Origin of the sequence: Acinetobacter sp. 766875 (assembly GCF_000582055.1) — a bacterium.
Taxonomy (GTDB): domain Bacteria; phylum Pseudomonadota; class Gammaproteobacteria; order Pseudomonadales; family Moraxellaceae; genus Acinetobacter; species Acinetobacter nosocomialis.
Genome location: NZ_JEXX01000005.1, coordinates 45785 through 66871 on the forward strand (window position 1 = coordinate 45785; position 21087 = coordinate 66871).

A 21087-nucleotide genomic window follows, 5' to 3' on the forward strand; every position below is an offset into this window, starting at 1 on the left:
GGGTAGGTAGCAATATGAAGTTTAAACGTTCTCAAGTTGAAGACATTCATATCAATCTAACGCCCATGATTGATTGTTTATTGTTCATTCTGGTGTTTTTATTGTTATCTACCACTTTTAATCAGCCAAGTCGCATCAATCTAACTTTACCAGATGCCCAAGGCGTCCCACCAAAACAGTACGATCATAAAATTGAAGTCGTGGTAGACTCTAGCGGTCATTACGCTGTCAATGGTCAAGCATTGTCTACCAAGGACGTCGCTGATTTGAGCACTGCAATTAAGCAAATTGCTCAAGAGCGCCGTGATTTTATGTTTATCATCGCTGCAGATGCAAAAGCGTCTCATCAGGATGTTATTCGTGTTATGGATGTAGCAGGACAACTCGGTTTTGTTAACATCAATATTAGTACCAAAGTTCCTTCTAGAGGTTTTTCTGAGTGAATCAAGATTTTAAGGTTTATTTGCGTCTCATATCCTATTTAAAACCTTATTGGGGCGTGGCCTTATTAGTTCTTATCGGATTCGGTATGAACTCAGCAACAGAGGTTTCTGTTGCTAAGCTCATTAAATTTATTATTGATGCCATTCAAAATGCGAGTAGAGCGGATCTGGATTGGTTCCCTTTATTAATCATTTTATTAGTATTTTTCCGTGGCTTAGGTCTATTTATGGGTGGCTACTATACTGCTGTTATCTCCCGTAGTTTAGTTTTTAGTATTCGCCAAGAAGTTTATGCAAAGCTTTTAAGACTGCCGGCTCAATATTATCTCGATAACTCTTCGGGACATATTACAGCTAAAATTATGTATAACGTTGAGCAACTCACAGCTGCTTCATCTGAATCATTAAAAACCATTGTTCGTGATGGTATGATTACATTGGGGCTGCTAGGTTATTTGTTTTATACAAATTGGCGGTTGACCCTTTGTATTATGGTGTTCTTACCTATTATTGGGGTTTTGGTGCGCAAAGCATCAAAAAGAATGCGTAAACTTTCACTGCAAGTTCAGGACACTATGGGCGATGTTAACCATGTCGTACAAGAAAGTATTAGTGGTAATGCAGTTGTTAAAAGTTTCGCTGGTGAAGACTCAGAACAAGAGCGTTTTTATAAGTCGTCTGAAGAGAATTTAAAACGCGGTTTAAAAATGGTGATTGTACAGAACCTAAATAGTCCTGTTGTTCAAGTTGTAATGGCTTGTGCAATGGCTCTTATTGTGTGGTTAGCCTTAAGACCACAAATTTTAGGAAATACCAGTGCTGGTGAGTTTGTTGCGTATATTACAGCAGCAGGACTTCTTTCTAAACCTGTTAAAAACTTAACTGACATTAATGAAAAGTTGCAGCGTGGTTTAGCGGCAGCACATTCAGTTTTCGAATTATTAGATTTACCTGAAGAAGAAAATACCGGTCAACTTAAACCTCAATTGCAAGGTGCAATTCGTTTTGACCATGTCGTGCTTAACTATGCTGATGGTACTCAGGCGATTAAAGACTTTTCTTTAAATATTCGCCCAGGTGAGACAGTTGCATTGGTAGGGCGCTCGGGTGCTGGTAAAACTTCATTAGTGAATATGTTGGTACGTTTTCAAGAAGTCTCAAGTGGTCAAATTTATTTAGATGACTTACCAATACGTGATATAGAACTTTCAAGTTTGCGCACACAAATTGCAATGGTTAATCAGCAAGTTGTTTTGTTTAACCGGACTGTACGTGAAAACATCGCTTATGGTCAGTTACATGATGCAAGTGATGAAGAGGTTATCGCAGCCGCAAAAGCTGCTTACGCCCATGACTTTATTATGAACTTACCAAATGGTTACGATACTGTTTTAGGTGCACAAGGTCTAAACTTATCTGGTGGTCAACGTCAACGTATAGCAATTGCTCGTGCAATTTTGAAAAATGCACCAATTCTTATTTTAGATGAAGCGACAAGTGCGCTTGATAATGAATCTGAACATTTTATTCAGCAAGCATTTGATGAGGCGATGCAAGACCGTACAACGATTGTGATTGCTCATCGTTTATCTACAATTGAAAATGCAGATCGTATTGTTGTATTAGATCGTGGACAAATTGTTGAGCAAGGCACTCATCAAGAATTACTTGCTAAGCATGGTGCTTATTATCAATTACATCAGCGTAATTTTGAGGACAACTAAGCATGTCTTTGGCCCAGCTGATACAAAACGCATGGAATAAGCAATCAAGTTGGTTGATTGTTTTGCGTCCGTTGTCATGTTTGTATCGTGCTGGGTTTTTATTGAATCGTTATTTTTATAATTCAGGTTTAAAAAAAACCTATAGTGCACCTATACCAGTCATGGTAATTGGCAATATTACAGTAGGTGGTAGTGGCAAAACTCCATTATTAATAGAACTAGTCAATTACTTAAAACAGCATAATGTAAAAGTAGGCGTAATTAGTCGGGGTTATGGTGGAGCTGGTCCTTTTCCTATGTTGGTAACATCGGCCAGTCAGGCAGCTGAAGCAGGAGATGAGCCTGCTTTGATTGTACAGTCAACTGGTGTGCCTATGGCAGTAGGACCGAATAGACAAGCTGCAATCGAGTTATTATTAGCATCGACAAAACTAGATTTAATTATTAGTGATGATGGATTACAACACTGGGCTTTAGGTCGTCAAATAGAATGGATTGTGCTTGATCAAAATCGTGGACTTGGAAATAGAAAGTTATTACCAGAAGGATATTTGCGTGAACCTGCTGAACGTTTAAAAACGGGTACAGTAATCGAACATACATTTGCCCCTTCAACAGCAATGCATATGCATCTAGAAGCGGGGCATCCTTACTTATTGAATCCTTCTTCAGCAATTGAATTATCATTCAATACACAAAATAATTACCATGCAGTAGTGGGTATTGGTTTTCCTCAGCGCTTTTACCAAACACTTAAAGGTTTAGGTGTAAATCAATTTCAAGAGCATGCTTTTCGTGATCATCATGATTACGTTATTGATGACCTTGTATTTAATGATGATCAGCCTATCATTACGACTGAAAAAGATGCGGTTAAGTTGTTACCTTTACTTGAAAAGTATCCAGAATTTAAACGGCCTATTTGGGTCGTACCTGTTAAAGCAGTTTTGTCTGCAGAGTGCTATCAGGTTTTAAATCAGCAATTGCAAAAGCTTGATATTCAAATATCTTAGGAAGAAAAAATGAAACACATCGTTATTCCAGCACGCTTCTCAAGTTCGCGTTTGCCAGGTAAGCCATTGTTACTTATTCATGATCGTCCTATGATTTTACGTGTCGTAGATCAGGCAAAGAAAGTTGAAGGCTTCGATGATTTATGTGTAGCAACTGACGATGAGCGTATTGCTGAAATATGCCGTGCAGAGGGTGTTGATGTTGTTTTAACAAGTGCTGACCATCCATCGGGGACAGACCGTTTAAGCGAAGTTGCTCGTATTAAAGGATGGGATGCTGATGACATTATTGTAAATGTACAAGGTGACGAGCCTTTACTACCAGCTCAACTTGTTCAACAGGTTGCCAAGCTTCTGGTTGATAAACCAAATTGCTCAATGTCTACATTATGTGAGCCTATTCATGCATTGGATGAATTTCAGCGTGATAGCATTGTGAAAGTGGTTATGTCTAATCAAAATGAAGCTTTATATTTTAGTCGTGCAACTATTCCTTATGATCGAGATGGTGCTAAACAAGCTGAACCAACTTTACATACCCAAGCATTTCGTCATTTAGGTTTATATGCTTACCGTGTGAACTTGTTACAAGAATATGTTACATGGGACATGGGTAAACTTGAAAAGTTGGAAAGTCTTGAGCAATTACGTGTTTTAGAAAACGGGCACCGTATTGCTATTGCTGTAGCAGAAGCAAATTTACCGCCGGGTGTTGATCCCCAAGCCGATCTTGACCGTCTAAATAATATGCCTGTTGAGTCTTTTGAGTAAGTACTAATTTAATGAATCAGAATGTGACTTCTAAGGTTTATCCGTGGCAACAGACAATGTGGGAAACGTTAACAACACGTTTTCCTAATATTGGGCATGGCTTATTATTTTATGGTAAACAAGGTTGTGGTAAGCATGCTTTTGCCAAGCATTTTTTAGCATGGGTACTTTGTTTAAATAAACAGCCTCAGGGGGCTTGTGGTGAGTGTAGTAGCTGTCAATGGTTAAAATCAGACACACACCCGAACTATGTTCATATCACGACTGATGAAGAAAATAAAAAACAGAATGCAAAAATTAAAATAGAAAAAATTCGAGATTTATTGCCATTTGTACAGCAAACTGGTGAAGGATGGCGTGTTATTGTTATTGAGCCAGCCGAAGCTTTAAATCTTGCATCATCAAATGCACTGTTAAAAACTTTAGAAGAACCAGGTGAGCGCGTTGTTTTAATTTTGTTGGCTGATCATTATTTGAAATTACCAGCCACCATTCGAAGTCGCTTACAGCATTTTGCTTTAGATCGTATTTCATATGAGCAGGCAACATCTTATTTAGATGAACATTTAGCTGAAATCGCGGCAGTACCATCTGAATTATTGTTAGGTCTTTCTAATGATATGCCTTTGCAAGCAGTTGAAATTGCTACTAGTGATTGGTTTGCGAAAAGACAAACATTTTTAGAAGACTGGACTAAGGTAGTTAATCAAAAAAACATGCCTTTATTTTATTCGGCTAAATGGCAAAAAGAGCTTAACTTTAGTGATTTTATGATGCTTCTTGAATACTTGTTAGGGGATTTAATTTGTGTCAAGCTCAATCAACCACAGAAAAATATAGATTTACAGTACGATCAATTGGCGCAAAACTATAATTTAGAGAGCTTATTCAGTCTTTATGAGGAATTGCAGCAATCTAAAAGATTAGTTGAACAAAATGTACAAACACAACTCATCATAGATCAACTTTTTATAAAATTAATGAACGTTTAAGGGGAAATTATAATGCAACCACAAATGGGTGGAATTATTCAGGTCAATATTCCAGATAGAGCAACATTGCAAGCAAGTTATATGGGATATGTACAAGGTGGGGGCTTATTTGTACCATCGAAGCAAAAAGTGCAGATGGGCCAGGAAATTTTTATTTTAGCTACGTTACCAGAACAATCACAAAAAATTCCTTTAACTGGTAAAGTAGTTTGGATTTCACATAAGCAAAGTGGTTTTAAGCCTCAAGGCTTCGCAATCCAATTAAGTGGTGATAAAGGCATTTACTATAAAGCTGAGGCTGAACGGATTTTAGCTGGTAGTATGTCTTTAGATCGTCCAAGTTATACCATGTAAGCAGATAGGAAAGAACAGTGTTTGTTGATACCCATTGCCATTTAACAATGTTAGATTTAACACTTTATAACGGTGATTTAGATCTTGCCCTTGCTGCTGCGCGAGCAGAAGGTGTCTCTAAGTTTATGGCAATTTCAGTTGACCTTGATGATCATATTGCTTTAGCTGAAATCGCAAAGCGTCATGAAGATGTGGGGTATACGGTAGGCGTACATCCGTGTGAGGATGTTGATACTATGGCTCGAGCAACGACTGAGTATTTGACTGAATTGGCTCAATCAGAAAAGGTGTGGGCTTTAGGTGAAACAGGTTTAGACTATTACCACAGCACTGACTTTATTAACGAGCAAAAAGATTGTTTTGCTCGTCATATTCAAGCCTCTAAAAATGTTAAAAAACCAGTAGTTGTTCATACGCGTTCAGCAAAACATGATACGGTAGATATTATTCGAGCTGAACAATCTACGCATGGTATTTTGCACTGTTTTACTGAAGACTGGGAAACAGCAAAAGCTGTATTAGATTGCGGGTACTATATTTCTTTTTCAGGTATTGTTTCATTTAAAAATGCTCAAGATTTACGAGATGTTGCCAAGCAAGTGCCTTTAGATCGACTTTTAATTGAAACAGATAGTCCTTATTTGGCTCCAGTACCATATCGTGGTAAAACAAATGAACCAAAATATGTACCCTATGTAGCGAAAGCACTTAGTGAGGTATATGATAAATCGGTTGAGGAAATTGCAAGAATCACCTCGCAAAATTTCGAAAATTTACTCAAAGCGATTTAACTTATAGAAACTATACAAAGAGAGTAATTGCGTGAAGATGGACCGTCAAGCTCAGTTCCGAGCAAGAGAAGCGTTAATATTTCAAGTTGCGGAACAATTGTTGTTAGAAAATGGCGAAGCCGGAATGACACTTGATGTGCTGGCTGCTGAGCTTGATTTGGCAAAAGGTACTTTGTACAAACATTTTCAAAGCAAAGATGAATTGTACATGCTGTTAATTATTCGTAATGAGCGCATGTTACTCGAAATGGTCCAAGACACTGAGAAAGCTTTTCCAGAGCATTTGGCTTTCTTTATGTTGCATCATTTGCACCACCCGGAACGAACAGTTTTGTTCCATCAAATTGAAGAAAAGCTTTCGATTACAGCACAAGGTGTGCATCATCTTTTTAATGAACTGTATCAAGTAAGAAAACAGCGCTTACGTATTATTATTCGTATGACTGATCATTATTTAGAATCAATCCAGAGTCATATGACTACGCGAGATTACTTGGCTTCAATTTGGTCCCTTACTCATGGAGCTGCGGCAATTCTGAATTCAAGTTTTTACCAACGTTATTTGGGTTCAAGAGACACTTTGAGAGTAGCTTATATTGATCAGGCGTTGGCCTTACCGAAACAAGCAGTTGAACAATACGCTTAATAGGTCAATATGAAATTGAAATCATTTCAATCACAAAAAGGCTTTACCCTCATAGAGGTGATGGTAGTCATTGTGATTATGACAATTATGACTTCACTTGTTGTATTGAATATCGGTGGTATAGACCAAAAAAAGGCAATGCAGGCAAGAGAGTTATTTCTACTCGATTTACAGAAAATTAATAAAGAATCACTAGACCAATCACGTGTATTAGCTTTAGAAACTCATGGTGAGACAGATGTCTCACCATTTTCTTATGAATTATACGAATATCACGATCAAAGCACTTTACAAGTACAAGACTTAAAAAATCGCTGGCAGAAATATACTGAATTTAAAACACGACAACTTCCTGCGCATGTGTCTTTTTCAGTACAGCCTTTAGATGGCGAGAATTATTCTAAAGCTAAAAATACCGATTTGGTTGGTGGACAAACACCTCAGCTTATCTGGTTTGGCAATGGAGAAGCCAAGACCGTTAAAATACAATTTTATCTAGAGCAAAAACCGATTGGTTCAGAAATACAAATAGATCATTTGGGTAAAATAAATGAAATCTAAAGGCTTTACCCTCTTAGAAGTTATGGTTGCTTTGGCAATCTTTGCAGTAGCAGCTGTTGCTTTAACTAAAGTGGCAATGCAGTACACTCAGTCTACTTCTAATGCCATTTTAAGAACTAAAGCTCAATTTGTAGCTATGAATGAAATTGCTATGATGGAAATTAATCAAGAGTGGTTGCAGGGCACTCAAAGTAAGCAAGTAACTTCTCAAGGTGAGACTTGGCAGATTGATAAATCAGCTGAATCAACTGTTAGCCCTAATGTTCAAAAAATTAATGTACAAGTTAGCTTATATGATTCGGATAAGGGAAAAGTACAAAACGGTATTACTCATATGGTCTTTTTTAATTATCCAGTGAAAGCAAAATAATGATAAAAAATAAGAATTTTCGAATTCAAAGCATTGCTTCTCATCTTAGAGCTCAGTCGGGTGTTATTCCGACTGACTACTCTGGGCATAGCTCTTCGTCTTACGCTCAGACAAAGCTTCGCTTTAGAGAGCCTCACACTCGAAACATGGTTTCTCGTCTTGCGGTGCGATCGAGCAATACTCGATTAACTCGCGCCTCAGGATTTACGTTGGTTGAATTGTTAGTTGCGATTGCTATCTTTGCGGTCTTATCTTTATTGGGGTGGAAAATTTTCGATTACTTGCTTAAAGTTCGTGACCGTAATGCTGAACATGAAGTGCATTTGTTTGAGTTACAAGATGCTTATCAACAAATTCTTCGTGATAGTCTGCAAATTATTCCTTTATCTGCAAATCAAGGTGGCCAACTTCATCCAGCTTTAGAAATTGATAATCAAATTCTGCGTTTTAGCAAAGCAGGTGTAACGGATCCTTTAAAACAAGGTTTATCACCGTTTGAACGAATTGAATATCGTTATGATGCAGACCAAAAAAAATTATATCGTCTTAAATATACAAATTTGAATACTTCGAATAATGAGCAACCTTTATCGAGTACCTTGCTAAGTCAGGTTGACCAATATCAGATTATGGTTTTGACTCCACAAGAGGTAACAAAGTGGCCTGAGGTTAATATTGATCCAACAAAGCCTAACGAATTGAAAAAATTACCGAAAGGAATAAAAATTCAACTTACTGTAGCAGGAGTAAGTTATGAATGGATCTATAGCTTAAATCAAAGTAATTTATCGCTTTCCCCACAAGGTGGCTCATAATGTTTAAAAATTATAAGCACCAACAGGGTGTCGCTTTACTGACAATACTTATTATGGTTGCCTTGGCTACAATTTTAGCTGCTTCTATTGCCAAACATCAAAATAATACTATGGAAAATACAGCTTATTTAATGCGTCAAAATCAATCTTTGCTCTATGCAAAAAGTGCAGAAGCTTTTTTTTCGGAGTTATTAATTCAAGATGCAAATAATGCGGGTGGAGTAGATCATTTAAAAGAGACATGGGCACAACCTACGCCACCGTTCCCGGTAGAAGATGGTTCTGTCTCAGGGCGTTTGCTTGATGAGTCGGGGAAATTTAACTTAAATAATTTGACCAATGGGGAAGGTATGGTAAATGAAGATGCTAAAAGTTGGTTTGAACGTTTGCTTGTACGAGTAGGTTTACCTGCTGAGCTAAGTCAGGCTGTGATTGATTGGCAAGACCCAAATGATGAGCCAGCTGGACCAATGGGAGCAGAAAGTAGTTATTATCAAGGCTTAGATCCTAGCTATATGGCTGCGAATACTAAATTTCACCGTATTGAAGAGTTAAAACTAGTTAGAGGCTTTGATGGGAAAAAATATGATTTGATCGCCCCATATATTTCTGCTTTACCAGAAAATACGAAATTAAACATCAATACTGCTTCACCATTGGTTTTAGCAAGTATTGATGAAAAACTAGATGTTGGGGCGATCGAAAAAGAATTACAGGCGCGACAGCAAAATTTAAAGTTCTTCCAAAATGTTGATGAATTGTGGCAATTGAGTGCTTTTTCAGCGGTTGATAGTCAAAAGAAAAAGCAGGCAAGTGGTCTTATTGATGTTAAATCTAACTTCTTTCAAGCTCAAATTGAAGTTGTTCTAAACAATAGAAAGCGCCAATTTACTAGCGCCTTAATGCGAAAAGATAAGCAAGTATATGTCTACTCAAGGAGTTTGGCTCCATTTAACTAAATAAATTTATTGATATTTTTCCTAAGTCTGTAATACTTGAAGCTTATTAATAAAAGGGATGAGGTCATATTTCTGTATAGACAATATTTAAAGTAAAAATCAATATCTTCAAAATTCCTTCACATCTCTTATCATACTTTTTGCTAATTGTTTCTATTTGAAAAGTGGTGCGAAGTTTTTATCTTTTGCTTTATAATAATGTTCTTAGAAGGAATGATCGATTTGGCACATGTTAATTCGTAAGTTATTTAAGTTTGAAAATGCACATGTAGTACGTAACTGTACATCAGATCGTTGTAAGCGATCGATTCATGGGCACAGTTATAAAGTCGAGTTATTACTTAAAGCTTCGAAATTAGATCATGGACAAATGGTATATGATTTTGGACTATTAAAAGGTGTGATTAAGGACCTTTTTGATAGTTTTGATCATGCGATTTGTTTCTGGGAAAAAGATGATCCACAATATATCGATGCTTGTAAAACTTTTAGTGCACGTTGGATTTCTTTACCAGTGTCTCCATCTGCCGAGCAATTTTCTCGTATTTTCTTCTATCTAGCTCAGCAAGTATTAAAATCAACCATTACCCAAAATGGGGAAGGTGATGTTGAAGTTTATTCAGTGATTGTTCATGAAACTGATACAGGGTATGCCCAAAGTTTTCTTGAAGATATTCAAAATGAACAAATGGGACTACTAAACCTTGAAGGTATTGTTTTCTCAGAACAAGTTCAATCTGAATGGACTGATCCACAAATGTATGAAAATTTAAAACAAGGGATTAAGTTTCAGAATCCACATGTTAACTTACAAGTAGAAGTGTAAGTTAACATCCTTTTGTTTGTAGAAATGAAAATTGATCTAGGATGACATTAATGCAATTAACTGAGCAACAGCAAGACAAACTCAGTAAAGTTCAATTAGAAGAAAGCTGGAAAAGATCATTAACTCCATTTTTGCTGAGTCCTTACATGGATAGTTTGCGAGACTTCCTGTTTCAACAGAAGCAGGCTCAAAAAACAATATATCCACCCAGTAAACAAATTTTTAATGCGTTAAATATTACACCTTTAGATCATGTAAAAGTCGTGATTTTAGGGCAAGATCCATATCATGGACCGAATCAGGCAAATGGCTTAAGTTTCTCTGTACAAAGAGGGGTTGCATTACCTCCATCTTTACGTAATATTTTTCATGAATTAAATACAGATTTAGGTGTACCAATTTCGCGTCATGGTGATTTAACCAAATGGGCCGAGCAAGGTGTACTTTTATTAAATAGTGTACTTACTGTAGAAGCAGGACAGCCCACATCACATCAAAAACAAGGTTGGGAAGAGTTTACTGACGCAGTAATTGATGTCTTAAATGAACAACGCGAGCACATTGTTTTTATTTTATGGGGTGCTTATGCACAACGTAAAGGGCAACGTATAAATAGAGAAAAACACTTAGTTTTAACTGCTGCACATCCATCCCCACTTGCGGCTAATCGTGGTGGTTTTTTTGGTTGCAAAGTGTTTTCAAAAACAAATCAATATTTGAAACAACATGGCATTGAGCCCATAGACTGGCAATTGGACGCATGATGAACTCTCCCAATGTAAATAGCTATCATCCGGATTTGGTAGTTGAAGAAGCGAAAAATGGTTGGCGTATAGTACGTTTGAATCGGCCTAAATCATTACATGCTTTAGATGAATCAATCGTAACGGCTTTATTACGAGTATTTGAAGACTTCCGTGATGATGAGCGAGTGAAAGCAATTTGGTTGGACTCGACAACACCAAAAGCTTTTTGTGCAGGCGGGGATGTACGCAAATTACGTCAGCTGGTCATTAATCAAGAAGTAGAAACAGCAAATAAGTTTTTCCAGCAAGAATATGCTTTGGATTTACTTTTGCATAATTATGCAAAACCAGTTGTTGTATGGGGCGAAGGTTATGTAATGGGCGGCGGTTTAGGCTTGTTTATGGCTGCACCTTTCCGCTTAGTTACACCATATTCACGTTTGGCAATGCCTGAAATTAATATTGGCTTATACCCAGATGTAGGTGCAAGCCGTTTCCTTGCTGACCGTGGGCAAATTGGTTTATTTACTGGTTTGACGGGTTCTATCATGACTGCCGCTGGGGCCTACAGCATTGGTTGGGCGACGCATATTTGCGAAGCACAACGTGATAATGTTCTGCAAAAAGTACTGAATATTAATTGGGCTCACTATCCTGCAGGTGATTTCCGTGCGATTGACGATACTTTAAATAGTTTGCACCGTCCGGTTGCAGCAGGACCATTGCAAAATTCTTTAGACGTTATCCATAGCGTTTGTCGTGGTTCAAGTTTTGAACAAGACTATCAGGCGATTGTAAGCTTACGCGATGCAAGCAGTGATTGGTTGCGTCAAGCTAGTGAAAACTTACAAAAGGGTTCGCCAAGTACAGCAGCGATTACTTGGTTGTTATGGCAATGGGGTAAACAAGTTCATTCTTGGGACGAAGTTTTTGATCTGGAAGCGCAAATTTCTGAATGGAAAATTCGCCACCCTGACTTTGTGGAAGGTGTGCGTGCACGTTTAGTCGATAAAGATTTATCGCCAGAGTGGAAAGCATGTGAAGACCTTACATTAAGAGGCATTTTGGCCGATGACCCACCAATTACGACTATTGATAGCTGGAATGCATTACTTAGACAGTATGGTGTAGTGTCATAATAAATAATGTCTAAATTTAATGATGAGTATTGGATGCAGCTTGCTTACGAGCAAGCTGAATTAGCAGCCGAGCAGGGGGAAATTCCTGTTGGGGCTGTAATTGTAAGCCAAAATAAGTTAATTGGAGCTGGTTTCAATGCTCCAATTGGTTTATCTGATCCTACAGCGCATGCAGAGATTCAAGCTATTCGTTCAGCTTGCCAATTATTAAAAAATTATCGTTTACCTGAAGACGCGACTTTATACGTTACGCTTGAGCCATGCACAATGTGTGTGGGAGCTTTGGTACATGCAAGAATTAAACACGTTGTATTTGGAACAGTAGAGCCTAAAGCAGGCTCACTAGTGAGTACACGTCAATTATTAGAAAATGGTTATTACAACCATAAATTTACTTTTGAGCAGGGATGTTTACATGAAAAATGTGCTCAGCAGTTAAGTCTTTTTTTTAAGCAAAGACGGGAACAAAAGAAACAAGAGAAGCAACAAAAATCGTCCTTAAATGATTAAAAAATGTCATGTGGTTATGGCAAACTAACGCCGTTTCATTGACATGATTTATTTAAATAAGGAACTTTCATGCGTAATGTAATTACTATACAAAAAGAATTTAATGCTCCTCTAAGTGATGTATTTAACCTGCTTTCTAAACATGCAACTTACAATAAGGCATTTGCTCCATTACAAGTTGTACGTGTAAAAGACTCAGTAGATCCTGAAAGACCCGATGGGGTTGGTTCTGTTCGTCGTATGGGGTTTGGTACGATTAAACCACTTAAAGAAGAAATCACTTATCTCGAAGAAAACAAGCGTATTGAATATAAATTAATTGATAATCCCTTAGTTAAGCACCATTTAGGTCGTATCGAGTTTTCTGAAATAACCCCATATATTACTTTGGTTACTTATCGTATCGAATTAACGGCAAAAGCTCCTGTTGTAAGTAAATTAATTCTTGCACAGCTAAAACTAGCGATTACACTAGGCTTTTCGAGATTAGCTAAAGCATTTGCTTCTTAGTGAGAGTTCAATGACAGTTCAAATTATTACTATTGATGGTCCGAGTGGTTCGGGTAAAGGAACACTAGCGGCAAAACTTGCTGCTTATTATCAATTTCATTTACTCGACTCTGGCGCCTTGTATCGTTTGTTAGGGTTGTCATTACATAAACATGATTTGTTAGAAAAATTAGATAGCCATTTAGATGAGTGTGTGAAATATGCTCGTCAGCTTAATATCAAGTTTGAAACTTCAGCAGAGGGAACATTGGTTTTCCTTGATGGAGAAGATGTATCACAAACCATCCGTACAGAGCGAGTTGGAGAATATGCTTCTAAAGTTGCAGCAATACCAGAGCTCAGACAAGCACTTTTTGAGCGTCAAAGAGCCTTTGCGCAAACTCCAGGTTTAGTGGCAGATGGCCGAGATATGGCAACATCAATTTTCCCTGAAGCGAATGCAAAAATTTACCTGACAGCTTCGGCAGAGTCTCGTGCTGAGCGAAGAGTAAAACAGTTGCAGGGCATGGGTCTAGATGCTAAAATAAACGACATTTTAGCTAATATACAAGCGCGTGACAAAAGAGATATGGAGCGGGAAGTAGCTCCTCTCAAGCCAGCCGCAGATGCTTATATCATTGATAGTTCGGAATTAACGATCGATCAAGTATTTAAGTTAATGGTTGATTATGTCAATAGCCGTACTATTAGCAACTAAGATTATCAGTTGACGCATAGCTTGATCAGTCTATAAAGACTATGTTGATACTTAACTAAACCGGCCTTGTCTGATCCAAGACCGCTGACTTTATCAGGTATATCATGACCGAATCTTTTGCAGCCCTCTTTGAAGAAAGTGAATTAAACCTCAACGTTGAAAAGGGTGCAGTCATCCAAGGTGTTGTTGTAAACATCGATAGCGACTGGGTTACTGTTGACACTGGCCTTAAATCAGAAGGCATTGTTGACCGTGCTGAATTTTTAAATGAACAACGTGAACTTGAAGTTCAGGTTGGTGACACTGTTGACGTAGTTGTTGAAGCTCTTGACAACGGTATGGGTCAAACAGTTTTATCACGTGAAAAAGCTAAACGTGCTGAAACTTGGACTAAACTTGAAAAAATCTTTGAAGATGGCGAAATCGTTACTGGTGTTATCTCTGGTAAAGTTAAAGGCGGTTTCACTGTTGACATCGGTCCTGTTCGTGCGTTCTTACCAGGTTCATTAGTTGACACTCGTCCTATCCGTGACACTACTCACCTTGAAGGTAAAGAGTTAGAGTTTAAAGTAATCAAACTTGATGCTAAACGTAACAACGTTGTTGTATCTCGTCGTGCTGTTATGGAAGCTGAATCTTCTGCTGACCGTGAAGCATTACTTGCTCAACTTGAAGAAGGTCAAACAGTTACAGGTACTATCAAGAACCTTACTGATTACGGTGCATTCGTTGATCTTGGCGGTATTGATGGTCTTCTTCATATCACAGATATGGCTTGGAAGCGTATCAAGCACCCTTCAGAAGTTGTTGAAGTTGGGCAAGAAGTTACTGTTAAAGTACTTAAATTTGACCGTGAACGTAACCGCGTATCTTTAGGCCTTAAACAATTAGGCGAAGATCCATGGTTAGCGATCATGAGCCGTTACCCTAAAGGTTCTATCGTTAAAGCACGTGTTACTAACTTAACTGACTACGGTTGTTTCGCTGAAATCGCTGAAGGCGTTGAAGGTTTAGTACACGTTTCTGAAATGGACCACACTAACAAAAACATCCACCCATCTAAAGTTGTTCAGATCGGTGACGAAGTTGATGTTATGGTTCTTGAAGTTGACGAAGAACGTCGTCGTATCAGCCTTGGTATCAAACAAACTCGTGCTAACCCATGGGAAGAGTTTGCTAAGTCTCACGAGAAAGGCGAAAAAGTTTCAGGCACAATCAAGTCTATCACTGACTTTGGTATCTTCATTGGTTTAAATGGCGGTATCGACGGTCTAGTTCACTTGTCTGATATTTCTTGGAACGAACAAGGCGAAGAAGCTATCCGTCGTTACAAGAAAGGTGACACTGTTGAAGCAGTTATCTTGTCTGTAGACGCTGAAGGTAACCGTATCAGCCTTGGTATCAAGCAATTGAACAGCGATCCGTTCAATGATTTCTTAGCTGCTAACGAACGTGGTGCTTTAGTTAAAGGTACTGTGACTGCAGTTGATGCTCGTGGCGCAACTGTTAAGTTAGCTGACGAAGTAGAAGCTACTCTTAAAGCTTCTGAAATCAACCGTGACCGCGTTGAAGATGCAACTAAGTTCTTAGAAGTTGGTCAAGAAGTTGAAGCGAAAATCATCAACGTTGATCGTAAATCTCGCTCTATCAACTTGTCTATCAAAGCGAAAGACGAAGCTGAAGAGAAAGAAGCAGTAGCTAACTTACGTACAGCATCAGCTTCTCAAGAAAATGGTCCTAAGACTATTGGTGACTTGATCAAAGCACAAATGAAGTAATAAGTTAACAAAGTACAGTTTCATGTAACGAAATTGTACTTTTTATACAAATTACTGTAAACGGTAGCGTAGTATTCAACATACTGCGCTACCGTTTTGTATTTAAACAGGTTATTATCAAACGACTTAGAGTAGTAATAAATAACGAGGTCGTAGATGACTACTGAAGCTCTTAATAAGTCTGATTTGATTGAACGCATTGCGCTAAAAAATCCACACTTGGCTGAACCATTGGTGGAAGAAGCGGTTAAAATCATGATTGATCAAATGATCGAAGCTCTTTCGACTGACAATCGTATTGAAATCCGTGGTTTTGGTAGCTTTGCTTTACACCACCGTGAACCTAGAGTTGGTCGCAACCCAAAAACAGGTAAGTCAGTAGATGTTGCAGCGAAGGCTGTTCCACATTTTAAACCAGGTAAAGCACTCCGTGATGCAGTGAATGAATCTGGAAAATAAATAAAACTCATAAGTGGGGTGCCTATGCGTTATATTCTAATTGCATTACTCATTATTGTATTTGGCTATTCTTTAGCACTTGTTTTGCAGAACCCAACAGAACTTCCTGTTGATTTATTATTTACTCAAGTTCCTGCAATGCGTTTAGGTTTATTATTGTTGCTTACCTTGGCGCTTGGAATTGTAGTTGGACTTTTATTAGGTGTACAAGTTTTCCGAGTTTTCCAAAAAGGTTGGGAAATTAAACGCCTTAGAAAAGATATTGACCATTTGAGAAAAGAACAAATTCAAAGTGCTCAATTGGCAGCAGCAGAAGCAGCTGCAAATGTAAGACATGAAAAAACTGTGGTAGATGTTTATCCTCAAGATAAAAACTCTACTCCTTTATAATTATTCGTAATACTACTCTTTATCTAGGTATAGAGAGTAGTATTTCCTCCCTATATTTCTCCTCATTCATTAAATTTAAAATCAATATTTTTTTATTCAAAAACTTGTCTTCATAGTTTTCTTTATTAGTAGCTGACTTGTCTATTATAATAGCGCTGATTTTATATGATGGAAGAAAGTCTCTTGAGTATCATTGTTGCGTTAGATGCTAAAAGCCAATATGACGCTTTAAAAATTGTTGAACAACTTGATCCTACATTATGCCGCGTAAAAGTAGGTAAAGAGCTTTTTACTCATGAAGGCCCATCTGTTGTAAAAAAACTTCAAGAAGAAAATTTCGAAGTTTTCTTAGATTTAAAATTTCATGATATTCCTAATACAACTGCTCAAGCTGTATGTGCTGCGGCAGACTTAGGTGTGTGGATGGTGAACGTACATGCATCAGGTGGTCGAAAAATGATGGAAACCTGTGTAGAGCGTTTAAAGGCTGGTAATTATCAAACTCAGTTAATTGCTGTAACAGTTTTAACTTCAATGGGTCGTGAAGACTTAAAAGATATTGGTTTAGATATTGAACCTGTAGAGCAAGTTAAAAGATTAGCTAAACTGACTAAAGAGAGTGGTTTAGATGGTGTAGTTTGTTCTGCTCAAGAAGCTAAAATTCTCCGTGAATTAATTGGAGAAGATTTCTCTTTAGTTACCCCTGGAATACGTCCAGAAGGTAGTAATGCAGATGACCAAAAACGTATTGTGACTCCAAAACAAGCAATGCTTGATGGCTCAACCCATTTAGTTATTGGTCGCCCAATTACTAAAGCAGAAGACCCAACTCAAATGTTGAAGTCAATTCTTGCTTCGATTGCTTAAAAGTTTAAAAACACAGTAATTAAAAGTGGAGCAAGTAGGCTTAGAAGTAAGCCACTCATCATGGCGTGTGGTACATAATGTGTGCCACATGACTGTTTTACCATTGCTAATGTTACATCCATCGAGGTAGCACCAGCGCTTGAAATTGCTGGACGTGGAAAACGCCATCCCATGGTGTACATGAGTAAAATTGCAACTATTTCTCTAAATAGATCTGTAAGTAATGCAATTCCACCTAGCTCAGCTGAATGTAATTGTGTAAATAAAATACCTGACATTGAATACCAACCATAGCCTTGGGCTAAAGCCAGCATTTCATTAAGTGTAAAGTGATTGCCTAGTATAAAATAGTTAAGAAAACCAGCTATACATGAACCTATAAAGGCAGCCAAAGGTACAATAAGAATTTTCCAGCTTAACCATGTTCGGTTAAAATGAGTAAAAGCTAATTCGATGCCAATTAGAAAAATAAAGACTAATAACAAATACCAACTATTAAATGAAATATGTATATTTAGTCGAGTAAAAAGAATACCTAAAATGATACCTACAGTTAAAGCTAGAAATGCCTTAGCAATATTTTTTAGAGCATTGATAAAAAGCTGAAGTGAAATTTTTCCTTTAACACTTTCTTTATCAAAAATTGCGTAGGCAATTAAACAAGTAAAAAAAGAACCAAAAGATGTTGTAAATGCAATTAATAGAGCTGGTGGCAATATAGTAGATGGGTTATTAATTTGATCAAGTGCAAGTGTTAATTCTAAAGCAACACTTGTTAGTAAAATATATGAAAAATAGGGCAGAATTTTAAAAATAAACTGCCGAATATTTAATGAGAGTTTAGGACCAAGAAAGTAACCAAAAGCTATTACAATAAAAATTTGAATAATGAGGCTAACAGATTGCATATAATAGATAGATTGTTATTAACCTATCTATTATGTATTGAACATTTTATGCTGCATAGCTCTTAGAGAACTTATTTAGCAGTAAATAATTTTTGGGGTTAACTTTACGGGTTTCTAACCAATACTTCCAAGTATAAGTTGGCCATAAAGAAAAGTTTTTCCCATCGGCAGCCTGATACCAACTATTACAACCGCCTGCTTGCCATACGGTACCTTGAAGTTGTTTCTGTATTCCTTCATTGAAAGTATCTTGGACTTCAGGTTTAATTTCTATAGCGTGTTGACCAGATTTATCTACGAGTTCAATAAGTTGTAAAATATAATTAACTTGAGACTCAATCATAAAAATAACCGAGTTATGTCCTAAAACAGTATTTGGTCCAAGCAGTTGGAATAGGTTAGGGAAATTCTTGGTCACTATTCCATAATAACTTTCTGCACCGTTCTTCCACGCCTGCTTTAATTCAATTTGGTTACGACCAATACAAGTAAAATCTTTTAAGTAAATTCGGGGATCTGTAATAAAGCCAGTCCCATAAATCAAACAATCGATAGATCTTTCTTTTCCATCTTTTGTAATAATGCTGTGTTCTTTAATTTCTTGAATACTATCCGTCACTAATTCCACATTTTTACGGTTAAATGTCGGGAAGTATTTATTTGAAATAAGAATACGTTTACAGCCCATCACAAAGTCTGGGGTAAGTTTTTTAGCTAATTCTTTATCTTTTACTTGGAAGCGTATAAAAGCTTCGGCTAGTTTTTGTCCATATTTCATGATTTGAGGCTGAACTATTGGCACAACGCGTGATTCGTTACTCCAATAAAGGCGACTACGATGAATTTGTCTATAAAGATTAGATGTTTTAAATAGAGCTTTACTTAAACTGGAGTATTTTCGCTCATCACGTGGAATAACCCATGCTGCTGTTCTTTGAAAGACATATAGTTGCTTAACATCTTTTGCGATTTCTGGAATATATTGAATCGCACTACCACCTGTACCAATCGAAGCAACTGATTTACCTGTTAGGCTATAGCTATGTTCCCATTGGGAGGAGTGAAAAACTTTACCCTTAAATTTTTCAATACCTTGAATATGAGGGATTTGTGGAATATGTAATGGACCAGATGCAAATACTAAAAATTGTGCTTCTAGAGAAGGTTGGTTGGCAAAATCTAACATCCATACATGTCGCGTTTCATCATACTGTGCATGTGTAACTTCATGATTAAACTTACAGTAGTTTTTTATTTGATATTTATTAGTTATATCTTGAATATAATCAAAAATTTCAGGGGCTTCAGCATAGCGTTTTGACCAGTCTGTTTTAGGTGCAAAAGATAAAGAATACATGTGTGACTGTACATCACAGGCAGCTCCTGGATACCTGTTTTCTCGCCAAGTTCCCCCCACGTCAGTGGATTTTTCTAAAATAAGAAAATCTGTTTGCTTGTTCTGTAATAGACGAATAGCCATTGCAAGGCCACCGAATCCAGCACCAATAATTGCGATTTTAGTTTTTTGAGTAGCATGTTGTTTTGAATTTAGCATTGGAAACCCTGCATATGCGCTAAAGAGGATTGCAGGCAAGACTAACTTCTTTTGAACAGTTTAAACATGATTGTACCGACGTGAAAATTGATATATTCGGCAATTAATTTTATTACTTCTTTATAGTAAAACATTTCAGTCTAGAGAAATTGATTGAAGAATGAAACGATCGGCACTTGGTTTAATCTATTTAATTCAAGGAATGCGCAATGCGGGCATTGATGTCGACTCACGTTTGGCAGATATCGGTATTAAAGTAGATTCCTTAGACCCAAGCTCAACAATTCATGACAGTTTAGAATGGGATATTCAACAAATTATTAGTGAAAATGTTGATCCTGAAAAGGGATTATTCATTGGACAGCACTATGCATTAGCAGGTTATGGCCCTTTGTTAATGCTACTTGTAACAAGTCAAGATATACAAACCGCCTTAGAAAAAGGCATAAAGTATCAAAAACTTACTCATTTATTTGGTACTTTGAGCTTACAAGAAACTGAAAATCATATTATTTTGAATTATTTACCTGTCGATTTAAAAACAGAAATCGGTTTGCTTCGTGCTCAATGTGAAATTTCGGGGACTTACAAGTTTATTCAGGATATTTATACCATGATGGGTTTAACCATGCCTCATATGCGTATAGATGTACCGTTTCCCAAACCAAATAATACAGATACCGTTTCTCAATATTTCTCATATTATGGAGATGATCTGCATTTTAATTCTACACATGCAGCATTTAGCCTAAGTAAGAATGTGCTTGGAATAAAAATTCCTTCAGCAGATATCATTACTCATCGTATCTATGAAGCTAAATGTATTAAAGAAATTAAACGATTAAATGAACAAGATCATCTAATACCACCTATTATTCAATATGTGCAAGATTATTTAGAGCTACAACAAGGAATTATCCCGAGCATGGCGGAAACCGCTTTTGCTTTAAAAATGCCTGAAAGGACATTAAGGCATCAATTGCAGCAGCTTAATACGAGTTATAAACAAATTCGTGAACAGATTATCAAGAATAAGGCGCTTAAGCTTATGGAATATAAAGAGTATTCAATTGAAGTTATTGCAGAAGCACTTGGTTATTCTGAACCTGCCGCTTTTAATCATGCGTTTAAAAGATGGTTTGGACAGAGCCCTCGGCAATATGGAAAAGAGTTTTACTGAGTATAACTCTTGATGCTAAAAGCTAATGTGGTCGGACAAAATGTTCGCTATACTCTCTTAAGTTAAAATTGAAATAAAATGAT

At 37.1% G+C, this 21087-nt stretch carries 25 protein-coding genes; 23 read left to right on the forward strand and 2 right to left on the reverse strand.

The features are described 5' to 3' along the window. The first annotated feature begins 14 nt into the window (after positions 1-14). The 22 genes from J576_RS06450 to pyrF all read left to right on the forward strand — a co-directional run bounded on the left by J576_RS06450 (position 15) and on the right by pyrF (position 17361). Positions 15-443, forward strand: a complete 429-nt coding sequence (locus J576_RS06450; protein WP_000669684.1) for an ExbD/TolR family protein — start codon at positions 15-17, stop codon at positions 441-443. After that, entirely contained in the window at positions 440-2167 is a 1728-nt protein-coding gene (gene msbA, locus J576_RS06455) for a lipid A export permease/ATP-binding protein MsbA (protein WP_002050075.1), read from the forward strand. Before J576_RS06450 ends, msbA begins: the two co-directional genes overlap by 4 nt. 2 nt (positions 2168-2169) lie before the next feature. Next, positions 2170-3180, forward strand: coding sequence for a tetraacyldisaccharide 4'-kinase (gene lpxK / locus J576_RS06460; RefSeq protein ID WP_002050028.1), 1011 nt, complete (start codon positions 2170-2172; stop codon positions 3178-3180). Between the two features lie 9 nt (positions 3181-3189). Next, positions 3190-3951, forward strand: a complete 762-nt coding sequence (gene kdsB, locus J576_RS06465) for a 3-deoxy-manno-octulosonate cytidylyltransferase (protein WP_033855534.1) — start codon at positions 3190-3192, stop codon at positions 3949-3951. Between the two features lie 11 nt (positions 3952-3962). Then, on the forward strand, positions 3963-4943 hold the full coding sequence (locus J576_RS06470) for a DNA polymerase III delta subunit-related protein (RefSeq protein ID WP_025467811.1): 981 nt from the start codon (positions 3963-3965) through the stop codon (positions 4941-4943). A gap of 12 nt (positions 4944-4955) precedes the next feature. After that, positions 4956-5297, forward strand: a complete 342-nt coding sequence (locus J576_RS06475) for a PilZ domain-containing protein (protein ID WP_002049839.1) — start codon at positions 4956-4958, stop codon at positions 5295-5297. Between the two features lie 17 nt (positions 5298-5314). Further along, positions 5315-6088, forward strand: coding sequence for a TatD family hydrolase (locus J576_RS06480; protein WP_002050255.1), 774 nt, complete (start codon positions 5315-5317; stop codon positions 6086-6088). A gap of 37 nt (positions 6089-6125) precedes the next feature. Next, complete coding sequence (locus J576_RS06485) at positions 6126-6734, forward strand: TetR/AcrR family transcriptional regulator (RefSeq protein WP_000375838.1); 609 nt, start codon at positions 6126-6128, stop codon at positions 6732-6734. A 9-nt stretch (positions 6735-6743) separates the two neighbouring features. Further along, a complete protein-coding gene (locus J576_RS06490; RefSeq protein ID WP_002049902.1) occupies positions 6744-7295 on the forward strand; it encodes a type II secretion system protein in 552 nt (183 codons plus the stop codon). Further along, positions 7285-7665, forward strand: a complete 381-nt coding sequence (gspI, locus tag J576_RS06495) for a type II secretion system minor pseudopilin GspI (RefSeq protein ID WP_002049794.1) — start codon at positions 7285-7287, stop codon at positions 7663-7665. Before J576_RS06490 ends, gspI begins: the two co-directional genes overlap by 11 nt. Continuing rightward, a complete protein-coding gene (gene gspJ, locus J576_RS06500; RefSeq protein ID WP_025467812.1) occupies positions 7665-8480 on the forward strand; it encodes a type II secretion system minor pseudopilin GspJ in 816 nt (271 codons plus the stop codon). Before gspI ends, gspJ begins: the two co-directional genes overlap by 1 nt. Beyond that, a complete protein-coding gene (gene gspK, locus J576_RS06505) occupies positions 8480-9439 on the forward strand; it encodes a type II secretion system minor pseudopilin GspK (protein WP_002049780.1) in 960 nt (319 codons plus the stop codon). Before gspJ ends, gspK begins: the two co-directional genes overlap by 1 nt. A gap of 229 nt (positions 9440-9668) precedes the next feature. Then, positions 9669-10265, forward strand: a complete 597-nt coding sequence (locus J576_RS06510; protein WP_002050068.1) for a 6-pyruvoyl trahydropterin synthase family protein — start codon at positions 9669-9671, stop codon at positions 10263-10265. Positions 10266-10315: 50 nt separating this feature from the next. Next, the gene (gene ung / locus J576_RS06515) at positions 10316-11029 is read left to right on the forward strand and encodes a uracil-DNA glycosylase (protein WP_002049829.1); all 714 of its coding nucleotides are present in this window, start codon (positions 10316-10318) and stop codon (positions 11027-11029) included. Then, positions 11026-12150 carry an enoyl-CoA hydratase/isomerase family protein gene (locus J576_RS06520; protein ID WP_006580787.1) on the forward strand — a complete coding sequence of 375 codons (1125 nt, stop codon included), beginning with the start codon at positions 11026-11028 and terminating at the stop codon, positions 12148-12150. The genes ung and J576_RS06520 overlap by 4 nt, the downstream gene beginning before the upstream one ends. A 6-nt stretch (positions 12151-12156) precedes the next feature. Continuing rightward, positions 12157-12660: a tRNA adenosine(34) deaminase TadA gene (gene tadA, locus J576_RS06525; RefSeq protein WP_002050153.1), complete on the forward strand. Its 504-nt coding sequence runs from the start codon at positions 12157-12159 to the stop codon at positions 12658-12660. A 69-nt stretch (positions 12661-12729) separates the two neighbouring features. Further along, a complete protein-coding gene (locus J576_RS06530; protein WP_002050033.1) occupies positions 12730-13170 on the forward strand; it encodes an SRPBCC family protein in 441 nt (146 codons plus the stop codon). 10 nt (positions 13171-13180) lie between these two features. Beyond that, positions 13181-13867, forward strand: coding sequence for a (d)CMP kinase (gene cmk, locus J576_RS06535; protein WP_002049899.1), 687 nt, complete (start codon positions 13181-13183; stop codon positions 13865-13867). A 104-nt stretch (positions 13868-13971) separates the two neighbouring features. Further along, entirely contained in the window at positions 13972-15645 is a 1674-nt protein-coding gene (rpsA, locus tag J576_RS06540) for a 30S ribosomal protein S1 (protein WP_002050239.1), read from the forward strand. Positions 15646-15801: 156 nt separating this feature from the next. Continuing rightward, the gene (locus J576_RS06545) at positions 15802-16104 is read left to right on the forward strand and encodes an integration host factor subunit beta (RefSeq protein WP_002050043.1); all 303 of its coding nucleotides are present in this window, start codon (positions 15802-15804) and stop codon (positions 16102-16104) included. Between the two features lie 24 nt (positions 16105-16128). Next, the gene (locus J576_RS06550) at positions 16129-16494 is read left to right on the forward strand and encodes a lipopolysaccharide assembly protein LapA domain-containing protein (protein ID WP_002049904.1); all 366 of its coding nucleotides are present in this window, start codon (positions 16129-16131) and stop codon (positions 16492-16494) included. A gap of 168 nt (positions 16495-16662) precedes the next feature. Continuing rightward, on the forward strand, positions 16663-17361 hold the full coding sequence (gene pyrF / locus J576_RS06555) for an orotidine-5'-phosphate decarboxylase (protein WP_025467815.1): 699 nt from the start codon (positions 16663-16665) through the stop codon (positions 17359-17361). Here pyrF and J576_RS06560 read toward each other — a convergent pair. Together J576_RS06560 and J576_RS06565 are read right to left on the reverse strand one after the other, a co-directional pair. After that, on the reverse strand, positions 17358-18269 hold the full coding sequence (locus J576_RS06560; RefSeq protein ID WP_002049769.1) for a LysO family transporter: 912 nt from the start codon (positions 18267-18269) through the stop codon (positions 17358-17360). The genes pyrF and J576_RS06560 overlap by 4 nt on opposite strands. Before the next feature lie 46 nt (positions 18270-18315). Then, complete coding sequence (locus tag J576_RS06565) at positions 18316-19863, reverse strand: flavin-containing monooxygenase (protein WP_081400930.1); 1548 nt, start codon at positions 19861-19863, stop codon at positions 18316-18318. Between the two features lie 121 nt (positions 19864-19984). Between J576_RS06565 and J576_RS06570 the strand changes: the two genes are divergently transcribed. Next, the gene (locus J576_RS06570; protein ID WP_002049883.1) at positions 19985-21004 is read left to right on the forward strand and encodes an AraC family transcriptional regulator; all 1020 of its coding nucleotides are present in this window, start codon (positions 19985-19987) and stop codon (positions 21002-21004) included. Positions 21005-21087 lie beyond the last annotated feature (83 nt).